The sequence below is a fragment of the Shewanella sp. AC91-MNA-CIBAN-0169 genome (genome assembly GCF_040310165.1).
In the GTDB taxonomy this organism is placed as follows: Bacteria; Pseudomonadota; Gammaproteobacteria; order Enterobacterales; family Shewanellaceae; genus Shewanella.
Window position 1 is genome coordinate 97,698 of sequence record NZ_JBEOPM010000019.1, and the last position, 15,231, is coordinate 112,928.

Below are 15,231 nucleotides of genomic sequence, written 5' to 3' on the forward strand. Positions count from 1 at the left end.
GTTTGGCTTAATTGAGTTAGCTATTTTTTTATTGAGTTTTATTTGGCTTTTTTAGCCGAGTTGTCGGCTAGTGCTGCTTTGCACTGTTGTTCGGCTGAATTAAGTTCCATTAACACCACTTTAATGTCGTCCATTTGCTGCTGTAGAGCTGATTTTTTTTCATTGACCAAATCCAGCATGGTATTGAGCTGTGTTGAGCTACTTTTATCAGCATCGTAAAGCTCAAATAGTCGACGAGTTTCAGCTAACGAAAATCCAAGACGTTTGCCGCGTAAAATAAGTTTTAAGCGCACTCTGTCTTTCAGGCTGTATATACGGGTTTGTCCGCGACGCTTAGGTTTAATCAAGCCTTGGTCTTCGTAAAAACGAATACTGCGGGTGGTGATATCAAATTCTTTTGATAAGTCACTGATTGAATATGTTGATTGAGGAATGTGGGTTGTGCTCATCATGTCACCAAAAGAGTTTCTTTTGATGCAAGATATATGAAGTTTACGTAAAGGTAAAGTTTGCTAGATGGTTTTCAGTTTAATGCGTGTTAATTTTGCTTGCCACTCAAACACTAATTATACATTAACATATTGTTATTTAGTGTATTTTGTTACTGATAGTATTTGACCTGCACAAGTTAAACACTCGATTGAAACTAAAGGTTTTTTTTGTTGGTTTTAGTGGTTGTTATCCCTTTGTCTAATAGGGGTATTTAATGAATTCTGCTCATAATCATTGTAATACAAGTTGATTAACGGAGAACAATATGGCTGATGTAGGACTATCAATGCACGCACAATCGATAGCCGATCCCGAAGTATTTTGGCAGCAAGCCGCTGAGGCCATTAGCTGGGATCTTGCACCAAAGACGGTACTGGATGATAGCAATAAGCCTTTTTACCGTTGGTTTGCTGATGGCAAGATGAATACCTGTTTTAACGCCGTTGACCGTCACGTATTAGCAGGAAGAGGTGAACAAACAGCGATTCATTACATTAGCCCAGTGACGCACAACGAATACTCAATTAGTTATCAATCTGTGTTGGCTCAGGTAAAGCGCTTAGCTGGATTAATGGTGTCACTTGGTGTTGAAAAAGGCGACCGAGTGGTTATTTATATGCCAATGGTGCCAGAAACAGCCTATGCCATGCTGGCATGTGCACGGATTGGTGCGATTCATTCTGTGGTATTTGGTGGTTTTGCCGCCAATGAGCTTTCTACGCGGATTAATGATGCAAAACCCAAGTTAATTCTGTCTGCTTCATGTGGCATTGAACCTTCTGGAGTCGTACCGTATAAGCCTTTACTCGATGACGCATTATCCCAAGCACAACATCAAGTCGATCACTGCATAATTTTGAATCGTACTGAATACCAAGCACAATTACAGTCACCAAGAGATCTTGATTGGTACAGTGCGCTGGTGGATGCGCCTGATGCTGCTTGCGTGTCGTTGGATGCAACAGACCCCTTATATGTTTTATATACCTCTGGTACCACTGGTCAACCTAAAGGTGTAGTACGTGATAATGGTGGCCATGCAGTCGCATTAGCATGGTCGATGAAACACATTTATGACATTGGTGTGGGCGATGTTTTTTGGGCTGCATCAGATGTTGGCTGGGTGGTAGGGCATTCATATATTGTTTATGGGCCATTGCTGGTGGGTGCGACGACCATAATGTATGAAGGTAAACCTATTGGTACCCCTGATGCGGGTGCATTTTGGCGTATTATCGAACAAAAAAAGGTTCGTAGCTTTTTTACCGCACCTACAGCTATTCGGGCTATAAAACGAGAAGATCCTGAAGGCGAGTTTATTAAACAATTTGATTTAACTTGCCTTAAGCAAATGTATTTAGCGGGGGAGCGTTGCGATCCTGACACCTTAAATTGGAGTCAGCAGCAGTTAGGTAAACCTGTAATTGATCATTGGTGGCAAACTGAAACTGGTTGGCCAGTCGCGGCAAACTTGATGGGCACCGATCCTATAGAGATTAAAGCCGGATCGCCTGCGCGAGCAGTACCTGGATATCAAGTGGAGATTCTTGATGCGATGGGGCAACAAGTGGCTCCTAATGAAAGTGGTAATGTGGTGATAAAGCAGCCTTTACCACCAGGCACATTAACGACTTTGTGGCAAAATGATAAACGCTATATCGACAGTTACTTGTCTATGTATCCTGGTTATTACTTAACTGGAGATGCAGGTTATGTCGATGAAGATGGTTATTTATACATTATGAGCCGAATTGACGACATCATAAATGTTGCCGGACACCGTTTATCTACGGGTCGATTTGAAGAAGTTTTATGTCAGCATGAAGCGGTGGCCGAGGCTGCGGTAATTGGTGTGCAAGATAAACTAAAAGGCCAGGTGCCTCTTGGATTAGTCGTACTTAAAAATGGCGTTACCTTGTCAGATGAAGCTCTTTATAAAGAGTTACTTGCCTTGGTACGTCATGAAATTGGCCCAGTGGCTTCATTTCGGCTGGTAAGTGCTGTGCAAAAGTTGCCTAAAACCCGCTCTGGAAAAATATTACGAGCCACAATGCGTAAAATTGCAGACAATCAAGAGTACACCATGCCAGCAACGATTGAAGACCCACAAACCTTAGATATTGTCCGGAATGCGTTGACTAAAATGGGTTATGCTAATGCACTAACTACTGAGATAACATGATGTTACTCTTCAATATTTAGCCATGCCAAATGATAAGGTGATTTTAAATCGAAACCATAAAAAACCAGTGTTTTTATGGTTTTTTCTATTGTGACACGATGTTATCTCCTAATAAACAGATTGGGCATACATTGTAAAAAACAGCGTTTCCGCGTTTTGTTACTGGTAATTTAGTTACAAGAATCGCTATAATTGCCACCCAAATGGATTCGCACTACGCGATTAATCTCTGTGACCTGTGGAAACATACACTATGAATAACCACACCCAACAATCTCACGTCGGCGTTATCGGCCTTGGTGTTATGGGCAAGAACCTCGCATTAAACATTGCTGACAACGGCTACCATGTTGCAGTTTTCGATTTAGATACTCCAAAAGTCAACGCAGCTGTGGCTCAAGAAGAAAGTGAGCGTAAAGCCGGTACGGCACCGCGCATGCAGTCATGTAATAATCTTACAGAAATGCTGGCTAAATTAGTTGAGCCTCGAGTTATTGTATTATCTGTGCCTGCTGGTGCGCCTGTTGACGGTGTATGTAAATCGTTAATTGAAGCTGGTATTGAAGCCAACGATATCGTTATTGATACGGGTAACAGCCTTTGGACCGACACGGTAGAACGCGAAGCACGTTATAAAGATCAGTTTGTTTTCTTTAGCTCTGCAGTGTCTGGTGGCGAAGTAGGTGCACGTTTTGGCCCATCTCTCATGCCTAGTGGTGATGAAAAGGCATGGCGTTATGTTGAGCCAATTTGGAAAGCTATTGCTGCTAAAGTGGATTCAGCAACGGGTTTACCGATAGAGCGTTTTGAGCCAGGCAATCCGGTAACCGAAGGTGAGCCGTGTACGACTTATATTGGTCCTGCTGGTTCTGGTCATTACGTTAAAATGGTTCATAACGGCATTGAATATGCTGATATGCAACTTATTTGCGAAGCGTATCAATTGCTCAGTGACGGCTTAGGCATGTCTGCTCATGACATTGGTGACGTGTTCAATGGTTGGAATAAAGGTATTCTTAACAGTTACCTTATGGGGATTAGTGCTGAAGTCTTACAACAAGACGATCCATTAACCGGTAAGCCATTAGTTGAAATGATTTTAGATAAAGCAGGCCAAAAAGGCACTGGTTTATGGACTGCAGTGAGCAGCTTGCAAATTGGTTGCCCTGCGCCAACGATTGCTGAAGCCGTTTATGCACGCGCTGTGAGCACTCAGAAAAACTTGCGTATGCAGTTAAGCTCGAAGTTAGCAGGACCTGCACCAGTCAGTTTTAGTGATGCTGAAAAAGTGGCATTTATTGCTAATCTTGAAGATGCATTATACTGCGCTAAAGTGTGCTGTTATGCGCAAGGTTTTCAGTTAATGGCGATGAATGCTAAAGAGCAGAATTGGTCTTTAGATTTTGCTGAAATTGCTAAAATTTGGCGAGCGGGTTGTATTATCCGTGCTACGTTCCTACAGTCAATTACTAAGGCTTATCAAGAAGATGCAAACCTTACGAACTTATTAATGGCTGACACTTTTAGTCAAACATTATCGCAAAAACACCTTAACTGGCGTAAAACGGTCGCAGCTTCTGTTATGCAGGGCATTCCTGCTCCATGTATTAGTTCGGCTATTGCCTATTACGACAGCTACCGCTGTGAGACATTACCCGCTAACTTGTTACAAGGTCAGCGCGACTTTTTCGGTTCACATACTTTTGAACGCACCGATAAACCCGCTGGTGAGAAATACCACTTAGACTGGAGTGCGAAGCAGCGTACTTTAGCTAAGGTGTAATTAGTCTTACATTATAAAAAGGCGCTTCATTGTAAAATGAAGCGCCTTTTTATTTAGCTAAGGAAAATGGTTAGGTTAGCGAAAAGTACAATCCAATGCTAAATAAGACGCTAAAAATCATCGTCAATTTAGCTGTTTGCCCAAGGATAGGATTTAATGCTTCACCAGTATTATTATGAAATTCGCGACTCAGGTTACGTGCGATTACTAATGATACACCTGCTAATAATACGGGTAACCCATCGAGCGACCCGAGCAAGAATCCTGCGATAATGATACCAAATGGTAAGTAGACAAAACTTTGATATAGCACTTTTGCTTGTGCTTCACCAATTCTTACCGCAAGAGTATTTTTACCTGCTTTTGTGTCGGTAGAGATATCTCTAGTGTTATTGACCAGCATAATGGCAGCATTAAAAAAACCAATAGCACAGCCAAGCAACCATGCTGTCATGGTGGTTGTTCCTGCTTGTAAATAGTAACTGCCAACAACGGCCACTAAGCCGAAAAATACAAATGCAGCAATTTCGCCTAATCCATGTGATGCCAGTGGGTAGGGACCTCCGCTATAACATAACGCGCCTAATATAGAGGCTGTTGCAAGAATGGCTATTGGCCAGCCACCGTGAACGATTAGCAATGAACCTACTAATAATGATATGACTAGGCAACCAATCATGGCATTTCGTACAGATGACGGAGCAAGAATACCGCTTTGAGTGACTCTTATTGGACCGATCCGCTCTTCGGTGTCGATACCATTCTTAAAGTCAAAGTAGTCATTAGCGAGATTAACTGAAATTTGCAATAATACTGCACATAGCATTGAGGTAAAGGCGATGAGTAAGCTAAATTGTTCGAGCCCAATCGCTAGCATATTTCCGATTAATAATGGACCGATAGCCGCCGGTAACGTGCGAGGACGGATAGCCATAAACCATGATTGCATTGAGCTAGGTTGCATAATATTGTGAGGCGCACTGTTGATTAGTCATATCTAATAGCATACCAAATATTCAATTAGGCTGCAGATATGAATATTTGCGTTGCATCACTATTTCGTGATTTGTCACTAGATGACTTAAATTCAACAATTACCATAGAATAAGCTAGAAAACATCAGCTTAACTAAGGTAACCTTAACGTTAATCCAAGTTGTAGAGAAGGTGTTATGAGTCAGGTATTAAACGATTTATTGTCATTGTTGTCACTTGAGAAAATTGAGTTAGGTCTGTTTCGCGGCCAGAGTCAAGATTTAGGCTTCGGACACGTGTTTGGTGGCCAGGTGATGGGACAAGCGTTAAGTGCTGCAAAACAAACGGTTAGTGAAGACCGCCATGTACATTCTTTACATTCATACTTTCTACGTGCGGGTGATGAAAAATTACCGATTATTTACGATGTTGAAAATATGCGCGATGGAGGAAGTTTTAGTGCGCGTAGAGTAAAAGCGATTCAGAAAGGTCGACCTATTTTTTATATGACCTGTTCGTTCCAAACGGTTGAAGAAGGCTTTAATCATCAAGATGTCATGCCCGATGTGCCAGGACCTGAAGGTTTATTGAATCAGCAAGAACTTGCAGTGACTATGCGTGATAAAGTACCAGCGAAAATGCTCGAAAAATTTATGGCAGACTCTCCGATTGAAATGCGTTTAGTTAACCCGGTTCATCCTATCGCCCCTAACACAACAGAGGCAAAAGGGTATGTATGGCTACGTGCCAATGGGCAAGTACCATCGGATCATAGTATTCAAGAGTATTTACTCGCTTACGCATCGGATTTTAATTTTTTAGCCACAGCAACTCAGCCCCATGGTGTGTCTTTTTTAACTCCAGGTATGCGCATGGCCACTATTGATCATGCCATGTGGTTTCATCGCCCATTTAATATGGGAGAATGGCTCTTGTACTGTATTGATAGTCCCAATGCAGGCGGTGGACGTGGATTTGTGAAAGGGCAGTTTTTTGATCAGCAAGGACGTCTTGTGGCTTCTGCCACACAGGAAGGTTTAATCAGAATGACCAAGTAGGACGCTAACATGTTAATAATTAAGAAAGGGATACAATTCGCGGTTGTCACTTTGATTGCCATAATACTCAACGGTTGTGTGACGATTGAGCCTGAAAAGCCAGTCATTGTAAATGGCTATGCAGGTTATGCAGAGAAAATTGCCTTGCCACAAGGGTGTAAAATTAACATTGCATTAATTGATTTTAATACTCCGGGTGCGATTATCTCTCAAAAAAACTTTGATATAGCCAGAGCACCCGTTCCATTTAAATTCACCTTACCTGCTGAGTTAGTCAAAAGCGGTGTTGATTACGGTGTTGTGGCAATGATCACTTATCAAGGTAATGCTATTTTTCAAACGTATGATAAGTTCCGTGTGATCAGTAACGGTCAATTTACCACTCAAGTGTTAATGAAACGCGTTAAATAGCCACTTCGTAATCTAGTTCACAAACTCTTATGCCCGTCATTGATCTATTTATTTGGCGGGTAATAATCTGTTTCTACCCTAATGTGCTGTTTAGGTTGTTTATGACAGAGTTATCTCAGACTTATCGCTCGCATGCGCAAACTCGTTTAATTTGGGCTTTGTGCATAGCTTCTATGGTGATTTACATTAATTTGTACACAGTACAAGGCATGCTGCCGTCTATTGCGGAACATTTTGATGTGTCTGGCGCACAAGCTACTTTGGTGTTATCTGTTACCAGTTTCACCTTAGCTTTTTCATTGCTTTTTTATGCAGTTTTATCTGACAGGATAGGACGGTTGGCTCCTATTGTGGTGAGTTTATGGCTGCTCGCAGGGTCGAATATTTTATTAGTGTTTGCCCAAACATTCGATGACTTATTATGGGTGCGCTTACTGCAGGGCATTTTGTTGGCCGCTGTGCCCGCGATTTCGATGGCCTATTTTAAAGAACAATTAGCTCCCTCTTTTATGCTCAAAGCTGCTGCCGTATACATTATGGCCAACAGTATGGGCGGTATCGCAGGACGAATTTTTGGCGGATTAATGGCACAAAATTTATCATGGCAGTCGTCAATGGGGTTGGTGTTTTTGGTCACGTTAATGGGGGTGGCATTGGTAACGTATTTATTGCCGCGTAAAGAAATTAAATCCCCAGTGGTTAAGCAAAAAGTCTCTTTGCGACATAAGGTAAAGCAAGATATAGATGGCTTTATGTTCCATTTGTCTGACTCGCAGATGCGCCTCGCTTATGCCATTGGTGGCTTAGCATTTATGATGATGGTCAATCAGTTTAGCTTTATTCAATTGCATATTATGGCTGAACCATATGGTTTGAGTCGCTTTAATGCGACCTTGATTTTTCTCTGTTATTCAAGTGGCACATTTGCTTCTTATTTGTCGGCAAAATGGATTATGCGCTATGGCTCGATGCCATTATTTAGAGTGGCTTTATGCTTAATGGTCGCTGGCACGTTGTTGACTTTGGTGGATACATTGACTGCCATTGTGGTGGGTTTTCTGATCAGTGCTTGCGGATTTTTCTTAACTCACAGCTGTTGTAATTCGTTTGTTGCTATCCGTGCCACCAGTCATCGCGCTAAGGCAACGTCGCTGTATTTATGTTGCTATTATCTTGGCGCATCCCTAGGCGGACCTTATTTAATGATGTTTTGGCACGAAGCTGAATGGAATGGAGTGGTTGCGGGGTCTATGAGCCTTTTGGCGCTGCTTTTAGTGGCGGTCTGGCGTTTAGGGATACATCAACAACAGGTTATTGATGTATCCGTACCCGATTAACTCTCGATAAATTGTTTACGGTCTAGTTCAAACTTACGCATTTTGTCGTACAAGGTTTTACGGGGTAATTCGAGTTGTTCCATGGTTAATTTGATGCTGCCTTTGTTGTGGCTTAATGCTTCTTCAATTAACATTCTCTCAAAGAACTCCACTCTTTGCTGAAGCGACATGCTGGTGTGCATAGTGGTGTGGTTATCTAAATTACCAGCAAAAGCGGCTTCTGCACCAAGTAACACATAACGTTCTGCTAAATTACGTAACTCGCGTACATTACCAGGCCAGTCGTGAGAGGTTAGCACCATCGTTTGATGGGGATTTAATGCTATGAGTGCTTTATGGTAACGAGCTGAAGCAATTCTGGCAAAATGTAAAAACAGCAATGGAATGTCTTCTCGGCGATCTCGTAGTGGAGGAATTACAATGGTCACTAGGTTAAGACGATACAATAAATCTTGTCTGAATTTCCCTTCTTCGCACAGTTGCTGCAAGTTTAATTTTGTTGCCGCTATAACCCTGATGTCCAAATTAATCGGCGTATTTGATCCTAATCGTTCGACTTTACGATCTTCCAATACACGCAATAATTTAACCTGTAAGGCCATAGGAGTGCTTTCTATTTCATCTAGAAGTAGCGTGCCACCATTAGCATATTCAAACTTACCGATGCGGCGTTTGTCTATGCCAGTGAAAGCGCCAGATTCTGCACCAAAGAGTTCACTTTCAATGAGGTTTTCAGGGATTGCACCACAATTAATGGCGACAAAATTAGCTTTGTTACGATAACTATGGTCATGCAGATATCGGGCGACAAGCTCTTTACCTGCACCGGTTTCACCTTCAATCATGATATCTGCAGGTGTGTCGAGCACTTGGTCAATAAGATGGCGCATTTTCATCACACCAGGACTACTGCCTAAAATACGTGGACCAGGTGCTATATGCGATTCAAGTTCGCGTTTAAGTTTACGGTTTTCTAGTGTTAGCGCACGCTTATCTAACGCGCGTTTAGTCACATCGAGTATATGTTCGTTGTTAAATGGTTTTTCGATAAAGTCGTAAGCACCTTTCTTGAGAGCGTCTACCGCCATGGCGATGTCACCAAAACCCGTTAATAGTACTACAGGTAAGTCACTGTCTTGTTGTTTCAGTTGTTGCAATAAACTTAAGCCATCGAGTTGCGGCATATTGACATCAGAAATCACTATGCCTGGCCAGTTAGCGGTAATATGGCTGGAGATAGCTTGCGGATTCGTAATCGCCAACGCGTTGATATTCTCTAGTTTAAATAACTGCTGTAACACGATACCGATATGAGGTTCATCATCAACAATAATAACTTGATAATTATTGATGTCTTGAATTTGAGTCACGTTTACACTTCCTCACGTAAATAAAGTGGCAAAATAATATGGAAAATAGCCCCACCGTGTATGGCATTCTCGACAGTAATAGAACCTTGCATAGATTCGATAATTCGCTGCGAGATGGACAATCCTAAGCCTAGTCCTTGGCGCTCACTGGTGGTGTAGTAAGGTTCAAAAATTTTATTCATTTGGCTTTCTCTCACGCCTGGGCCACTGTCTTGAATGCTTATATTGACCTTGCTGTCGCAATAGACTTCGATTTGTAATTGTCGCTCTGTAGATTGCTGCATTGCGACGATAGCATTACTAATAAGGTTAACCAGTACTTGTTGTAATCTGACGCTGTCGCCCCATATTTGGCATTTGCCCGTTAATAATTTCAGCGACAATTTAACACCTTGTTTGTCCATTTCAGGTTGAACAATGGTAAGTGCTTGCTCAATTGATTGATTAATTTCGGTGGCGTTGTCTTTACCCTGAGATTTACGTGTAAAGCTTTTAAACTGACCAATAATATCTGCAAGCCTATCGGTTAGCTCTATCATGATTTTGATATTGCTGCTGGCATCTTCAATCATATTACGGCCAATGAAGGTTTGAGTGTTTTGTGCGTAACTGCGCAGTGCTGCCAGCGGTTGATTGAGCTCGTGGTTAATGCTGGCTGACAGGCTACCTATGACCGTAAGCTTTGCCGCTTGGATTAGTTCGTCTTGAGTGTCTTTTAATTGGGTGTTGGCTTGTTCAAGATCCAATGTACGCTCTTTTACTCGTTGTTCGAGTAGATTTTGAGCTTGGTGCATTCTGCGTAAATTTTTACGGCGCTCAATGCTGTAAAGTATAAAAAGTGTTAATAATAAATAGAGTGTGGCTGCCAATAGCATTATTGGCGGTAACGATTCATATAAGGGCTTCATTGGAGTAAGAATATGAACGTTCCAATTAGCATTGGGCATCAATTGGTGACGTTCAAGGTATTTTGCGTGGCCTTCAGCTGATGATATTTTATATACCTGTTTAGTATCGGAATTGCCGAGCATAAAAAGAGGGCTTACACTAAGCTCACCAATGGGCCGGTTGGCATAGCGTTTTGATGAATTTAGAGCAAAACGTTTAGCCTGTGTCAGTGGTGTTAATGAATTAAATCGCCAACTATTAATGCTTGAAAGAAACACTATATTGTCTGGATCGCTGATCATAAACTCATATTGGCTTGCGATGGCAATACCACTACTTTGTTGTTCAATCAAACTTATATCAACTTTTACAACCACTACACCCAATACCACGCCTCTATGATATACCGGATTAGCAAAGTAGAATCCGCGCTTATTTGATGAGGTACCAACTGCATAATATCGTCCAGACTTCCCTGATATCGCATCGATAAAGTAAGGCCTAAATGAATAATCATGATTAATAAAAGAGTTTGGTACATCCCAATTACTGGCGGCAATAGCCACGCCAAGCGCATCGGTGAGGTAAATGTCTGACGACTCAGTGACTTGCTTTAATTCAGATAAATAAGCGTTGAGCTTTTCGATTGTTTGAGGATTGCGTTGATCAAGTAACCCTTGTTCTAAGATGGGGTTTTGTGCAAGTACTGCAGGAATATTTTCGTAGTGTGAAAGGGCGTTATCAATAAAAATTACCAGTTCATTAATTTGCTTTTCAGATTGCTCAGCAATGGACGTTGTGCCTTGTTCAAGTAAATACCAATATGTAACTCTAAGGGTCAGTAATAACCCGATAATGAGCATCATGCTCATTACAACATTTCGTTTTTTGGTAGTCGAGAATGAAAGCATGCATATTCCCAATCGATAATGATTATGATGATTATTGAGCATAAGTAAAAAAACGAGCCTTAATAAATTAAGGCTCGTCTATAATACGCGAATTATCAAGTTAATAGCCGTTTAATTTGTCTATGTATTCGGGTAAAAATAGAGAAATTTGTGGAATATAGGTAATCAACATCAAGAAACCGAGTAACAATACTAACCAAGGAAGGCACGATTGAATTACCCACCCCATACTTTTTCCTGTTATCCCTGCGGTGACAAACAGATTGAGCCCTACAGGCGGTGTGAGCATGCCTATCTCCATATTGACCACCATAATGATGCCTAAGTGAATAGGATCGATACCTAACTGGGTTGCGATAGGGAATAAGATTGGCGCCATAATCAACAGAATAGCTGAAGGCTCCATAAAGTTACCCGCAGCTAATAACAGTAAGTTGACGATAATCAAAAAGCCCCATGCGGGTAATCCAAATCCGACAATCGTTTCGGCGATAATGTGCGGAATACGTTCGGTGGTTAATACATGGGCAAACAGCATGGCATTAGCAATAATGAACAGCAGCATAATACTGACTTTAGCGCCATCACGTACTACATGACGGATTTCTTTGTCGGTAGGTGTTTTAATAACGGCAAGTAACATGTGCCCTATGTTACGTAATGAGGCTCCCACTAAAGACTCTTGTTTATTTCGCCAAGCGACATTTTTAAGAGGGCCAATATCACGATAACCAAATACAGCAATAAAGTAAGCATATACACAAGCTACTGCCGCAGCTTCAGTTGGGCTTGCTACACCACCGTAAATAGAACCTAGCACAATCAGAATGAGTGCTAAACCACCCATCGCTTTAGCACTTGATATCGCTAATGCTTTAACGCCAGGAAAAGGACGTGAAGGCAGCTTTTTAATCCGAGCAACGATATAGATGGCTAGCATTAAAATACAACCCATCATTAAGCCTGGTATTAAACCGGCCATAAACATTCTAGCTGCAGACACTTCTGTCGCGGCAGCATAAACCAGCATTACAATCGATGGTGGAATTAAAATGCCTAATGTACCCGACGTAGTGATAACGCCTGCTGCAAATTTTTCTGGATAACCCGCACGCACCATACCAACAATCACAATAGAGCCAATAGCCGCTACAGTAGCTGGTGATGAACCCGATACCGCTGCAAATAGCATACAAGCCATCACTGATGCCATGGCAAGACCACCGCGGATATGACCTACGCTGTCCATCGCAAAGTCAATAATACGTCTTGCTACGCCACCAGTAGACAAAAATGCCGATGATAGAATAAAGAATGGGATTGCCAATAAAGTGTAGTGTTCTGAAGTCGACTCATACAGTTTTAAAACAATCGAAGCGAGCGAATCATTTGAAAATAACAAAATAGTCAGCATGCTTGAAAAGCCTAAAGCGATAGCAATAGGCATACCAATCATCATGCAAATAAACAAAGCAATAAATAGTGTTGCTATAGTCATTATTTCGCGTCCTTATCATTTTGTTGTTGTTCTGATGATGTGGATAGCGCAGCTTCATCGATTAAATGCATGCTGTCTTTTGCTTCATCGGCCAGTTGGAAACCAACAGCTTTATTGCGCAAAATAGCGATAAACAATTCAATAAAACGCCAAGTGAGCATTGAAAATCCGATAATTAAAATGCTTTGAGATAACCAAATAGGAACTGCACCGTCTTCTACGTCGATGCGTAATGTTTCCCAGGCAAAATCTGGATCTAATTGATGAATAAACCATGCAGGAAAGTCGATATCTTCCATTGGAATACCAATTTGGTACATTTGGCTAAGGTAGTCCCAAGCCCCTTTTAAAAACATGCCACAGTAAACAATGCAACACAGGCACGCAAAGATAGCGACTGCTTTCTGTGGCTTACCAGATAGCTTAGATACAAAGGCATCGACACCAATATGTGCTCCTACTTTAACGCCATAAGACATACCAAATAATACAAACCAACCACAAAGAGTAAGGGTCAGTTCTTGGATCCATAAAAAACCGGTGTTAAAAAAGAAACGAGCAATAACTTCGCCAAAAACTAGCAACGTCATTAATGTAATTAATAAATTAAGGAACCCTTCTTCAAAATAACCAAATAGTCTTGAAATCACGGTCATACTCCTTGAATAAAAAAAGGTGGTACTGATGCAAGAATGCATTCAGTACCACGTCAAGTACGGAGACTATTTAGTATTTGCAGCTTGAGCGGCATCAATCATGTCTTTACCAATTTGATCTTCAAACTTGGCCCAAACTGGTTTCATAGCGTTAACCCATTGCTGGCGTGCAGCAGGCGCTAACGTGACTAATTCAGAGCGCTTAGAATCAATAATGGCTTGTCTATCTTGATTATCTTTTTCAGCCGCAATTTTGTTACCAAGTGCGATAGCTTCGTCTAGTGATGACTTAAAAATAGCTCGTTTATCGGCGGGTAGACCTTTCCAGAAGGTATTTGAGGTCACTACCATGTAATCTAAAACGCCATGATTACTTTCTGTTATGTGACTTTGTACTTCATAGAATTTCATTGAGTAGGTATTTGACCAAGTGTTTTCTTGACCATCAATGGCGCGTGTTTGTAGCAGAGTAAACACTTCTGAAAATGGCTTTTTAACAGGAATCGCGCCAACTGCATCAAATTGAGCTGCAATCACATCAGATGCCATAATACGGAACTTTTTGCCGTTAGCATCTTTTGGTAATGCCAATGGATCGTTCGCTGAGAATTGCTTCATGCCGTTGTGAAGATAACCTAGACCAACAAGGCCTTTACGGTTCATTGCGTTTAATAATTTTTGGCCTGAATCTGATTGCTGAAAACGATCAACTGCTGCCATATCTTCAAATAAGAAAGGTAAATCGAAAATCTGTAGTTTTTTGGTAAAACGCTCAAACTTAGATAATGACGGTGCTACAAATTGCACATCGTTTAGGAGTAGTGCTGCTAGCTCGTTGTTATCCCCAAATAACTGTGAGTTAGGAAATACGTTAACAACGTATTCACCAGGTAAACGCTGCTCTATTAATTCTTTAAACTTAAGTGCCATTTGTCCTTTTGGTGTGTTTTCTGCAACAACATGCGAAAATTTAATTTCTACAGGTTCAGCAAAGACATTAAAACTCGCTGCCAGAATAGTCGCAATTGTTGCTAGTTTAGCAATTGATTTGAGTGGGCGTGTAAAGGTACTGGTGGATTTTTTCATAATAATTAACTTCCTTTTTTTAGTGTTATATTTTCCTCAAGGTGGTGACTTGTCCCAGAACAAGTACGCCATAAACGCTTTATGAGGATAGATCAAACATAGCAAGCATTAGGCCAGAATGTTAATTATTTGTAACTCAATGAAATATATTAACTTTAATTTAATAAGGAAACCGGAGAGCGATTTTATGTGTGGATTGTCACACAGTAGAAAAGGGGTAATGGGTGGAATGTCGCACATTGTCATTGATCGTGATGTGAAGAGAGTATTTATGACTAGCAGAGTAATAATAGTTTACATGGACTTAATTAAAACAAGAAAGAAATAAAAATTAGACATAAAAAAACCACCTTTCGGTGGTTAATTTATGAATGCAATATATGCATTAAATACCAAATAATTGGTGGAGCTACACGGGATCGAACCGTGGACCTCTTCACTGCCAGCGAAGCGCTCTCCCAGCTGAGCTATAGCCCCAAATTCTAGCTGACTAAAACTAAAATTTTAAAAATATGGTATCCCATAGGGGATTCGAACCCCTGTTACCGCCGTGAAAGGGCGGTGTCCTAGGCCTCTAGACGAATG

12 protein-coding genes and 1 tRNA gene are annotated in these 15,231 nt (G+C 41.2%); 5 read left to right on the forward strand and 8 right to left on the reverse strand.

What is annotated here, in order from left to right; genetic code table 11:
- Window positions 1–38: 38 nt before the first annotated feature.
- Window positions 39–449 carry a MerR family transcriptional regulator gene (locus AAEY98_RS16075; RefSeq protein WP_101086547.1) on the reverse strand — a complete coding sequence of 137 codons (411 nt, stop codon included), beginning with the start codon at window positions 447–449 and terminating at the stop codon, window positions 39–41.
- A 308-nt stretch (window positions 450–757) separates the two neighbouring features.
- Here AAEY98_RS16075 and AAEY98_RS16080 point away from each other — a divergent pair, with 308 nt between their 5' ends.
- The gene (locus tag AAEY98_RS16080) at window positions 758–2,674 is read left to right on the forward strand and encodes a propionyl-CoA synthetase (RefSeq protein WP_162023561.1); all 1,917 of its coding nucleotides are present in this window, start codon (window positions 758–760) and stop codon (window positions 2,672–2,674) included.
- A gap of 253 nt (window positions 2,675–2,927) precedes the next feature.
- On the forward strand, window positions 2,928–4,457 hold the full coding sequence (gene gnd, locus AAEY98_RS16085; protein ID WP_162023560.1) for an NADP-dependent phosphogluconate dehydrogenase: 1,530 nt from the start codon (window positions 2,928–2,930) through the stop codon (window positions 4,455–4,457).
- Window positions 4,458–4,527: 70 nt separating this feature from the next.
- Here gnd and AAEY98_RS16090 read toward each other — a convergent pair whose 3' ends face one another.
- Window positions 4,528–5,421: a 1,4-dihydroxy-2-naphthoate polyprenyltransferase gene (locus AAEY98_RS16090; protein ID WP_101086550.1), complete on the reverse strand. Its 894-nt coding sequence runs from the start codon at window positions 5,419–5,421 to the stop codon at window positions 4,528–4,530.
- A gap of 207 nt (window positions 5,422–5,628) precedes the next feature.
- Between AAEY98_RS16090 and tesB the strand changes: the two genes are divergently transcribed.
- The 3 genes from tesB (at window position 5,629) to AAEY98_RS16105 (ending at window position 8,237) form a co-directional block, all read left to right on the forward strand.
- Window positions 5,629–6,489, forward strand: coding sequence for an acyl-CoA thioesterase II (gene tesB / locus AAEY98_RS16095; RefSeq protein ID WP_011638171.1), 861 nt, complete (start codon window positions 5,629–5,631; stop codon window positions 6,487–6,489).
- 9 nt (window positions 6,490–6,498) lie between these two features.
- Window positions 6,499–6,900 (forward strand): YbaY family lipoprotein, encoded by a 402-nt coding sequence (locus AAEY98_RS16100; RefSeq protein ID WP_101086551.1) that lies wholly within the window; start codon window positions 6,499–6,501, stop codon window positions 6,898–6,900.
- A 101-nt stretch (window positions 6,901–7,001) separates the two neighbouring features.
- Window positions 7,002–8,237, forward strand: a complete 1,236-nt coding sequence (locus tag AAEY98_RS16105; protein ID WP_350979191.1) for an MFS transporter — start codon at window positions 7,002–7,004, stop codon at window positions 8,235–8,237.
- Here AAEY98_RS16105 and AAEY98_RS16110 read toward each other — a convergent pair.
- From AAEY98_RS16110 to AAEY98_RS16135, 6 genes are all read right to left on the reverse strand, one after another.
- Window positions 8,234–9,607, reverse strand: coding sequence for a sigma-54-dependent transcriptional regulator (locus tag AAEY98_RS16110; RefSeq protein ID WP_351018148.1), 1,374 nt, complete (start codon window positions 9,605–9,607; stop codon window positions 8,234–8,236). The two genes, AAEY98_RS16105 and AAEY98_RS16110, sit on opposite strands and share 4 nt — an antisense overlap.
- A gap of 2 nt (window positions 9,608–9,609) precedes the next feature.
- The gene (locus AAEY98_RS16115) at window positions 9,610–11,406 is read right to left on the reverse strand and encodes a sensor histidine kinase (RefSeq protein WP_350979190.1); all 1,797 of its coding nucleotides are present in this window, start codon (window positions 11,404–11,406) and stop codon (window positions 9,610–9,612) included.
- A gap of 100 nt (window positions 11,407–11,506) precedes the next feature.
- Window positions 11,507–12,904: a TRAP transporter large permease gene (locus AAEY98_RS16120; RefSeq protein ID WP_101086555.1), complete on the reverse strand. Its 1,398-nt coding sequence runs from the start codon at window positions 12,902–12,904 to the stop codon at window positions 11,507–11,509.
- Window positions 12,904–13,560, reverse strand: a complete 657-nt coding sequence (locus tag AAEY98_RS16125; RefSeq protein ID WP_162023556.1) for a TRAP transporter small permease — start codon at window positions 13,558–13,560, stop codon at window positions 12,904–12,906. Before AAEY98_RS16125 ends, AAEY98_RS16120 begins: the two co-directional genes overlap by 1 nt.
- Window positions 13,561–13,626: 66 nt before the next feature.
- Window positions 13,627–14,646, reverse strand: a complete 1,020-nt coding sequence (locus AAEY98_RS16130) for a TRAP transporter substrate-binding protein (RefSeq protein WP_182744755.1) — start codon at window positions 14,644–14,646, stop codon at window positions 13,627–13,629.
- A gap of 401 nt (window positions 14,647–15,047) precedes the next feature.
- Window positions 15,048–15,123 (reverse strand) — tRNA-Ala (locus AAEY98_RS16135).
- Window positions 15,124–15,231: the final 108 nt, after the last annotated feature.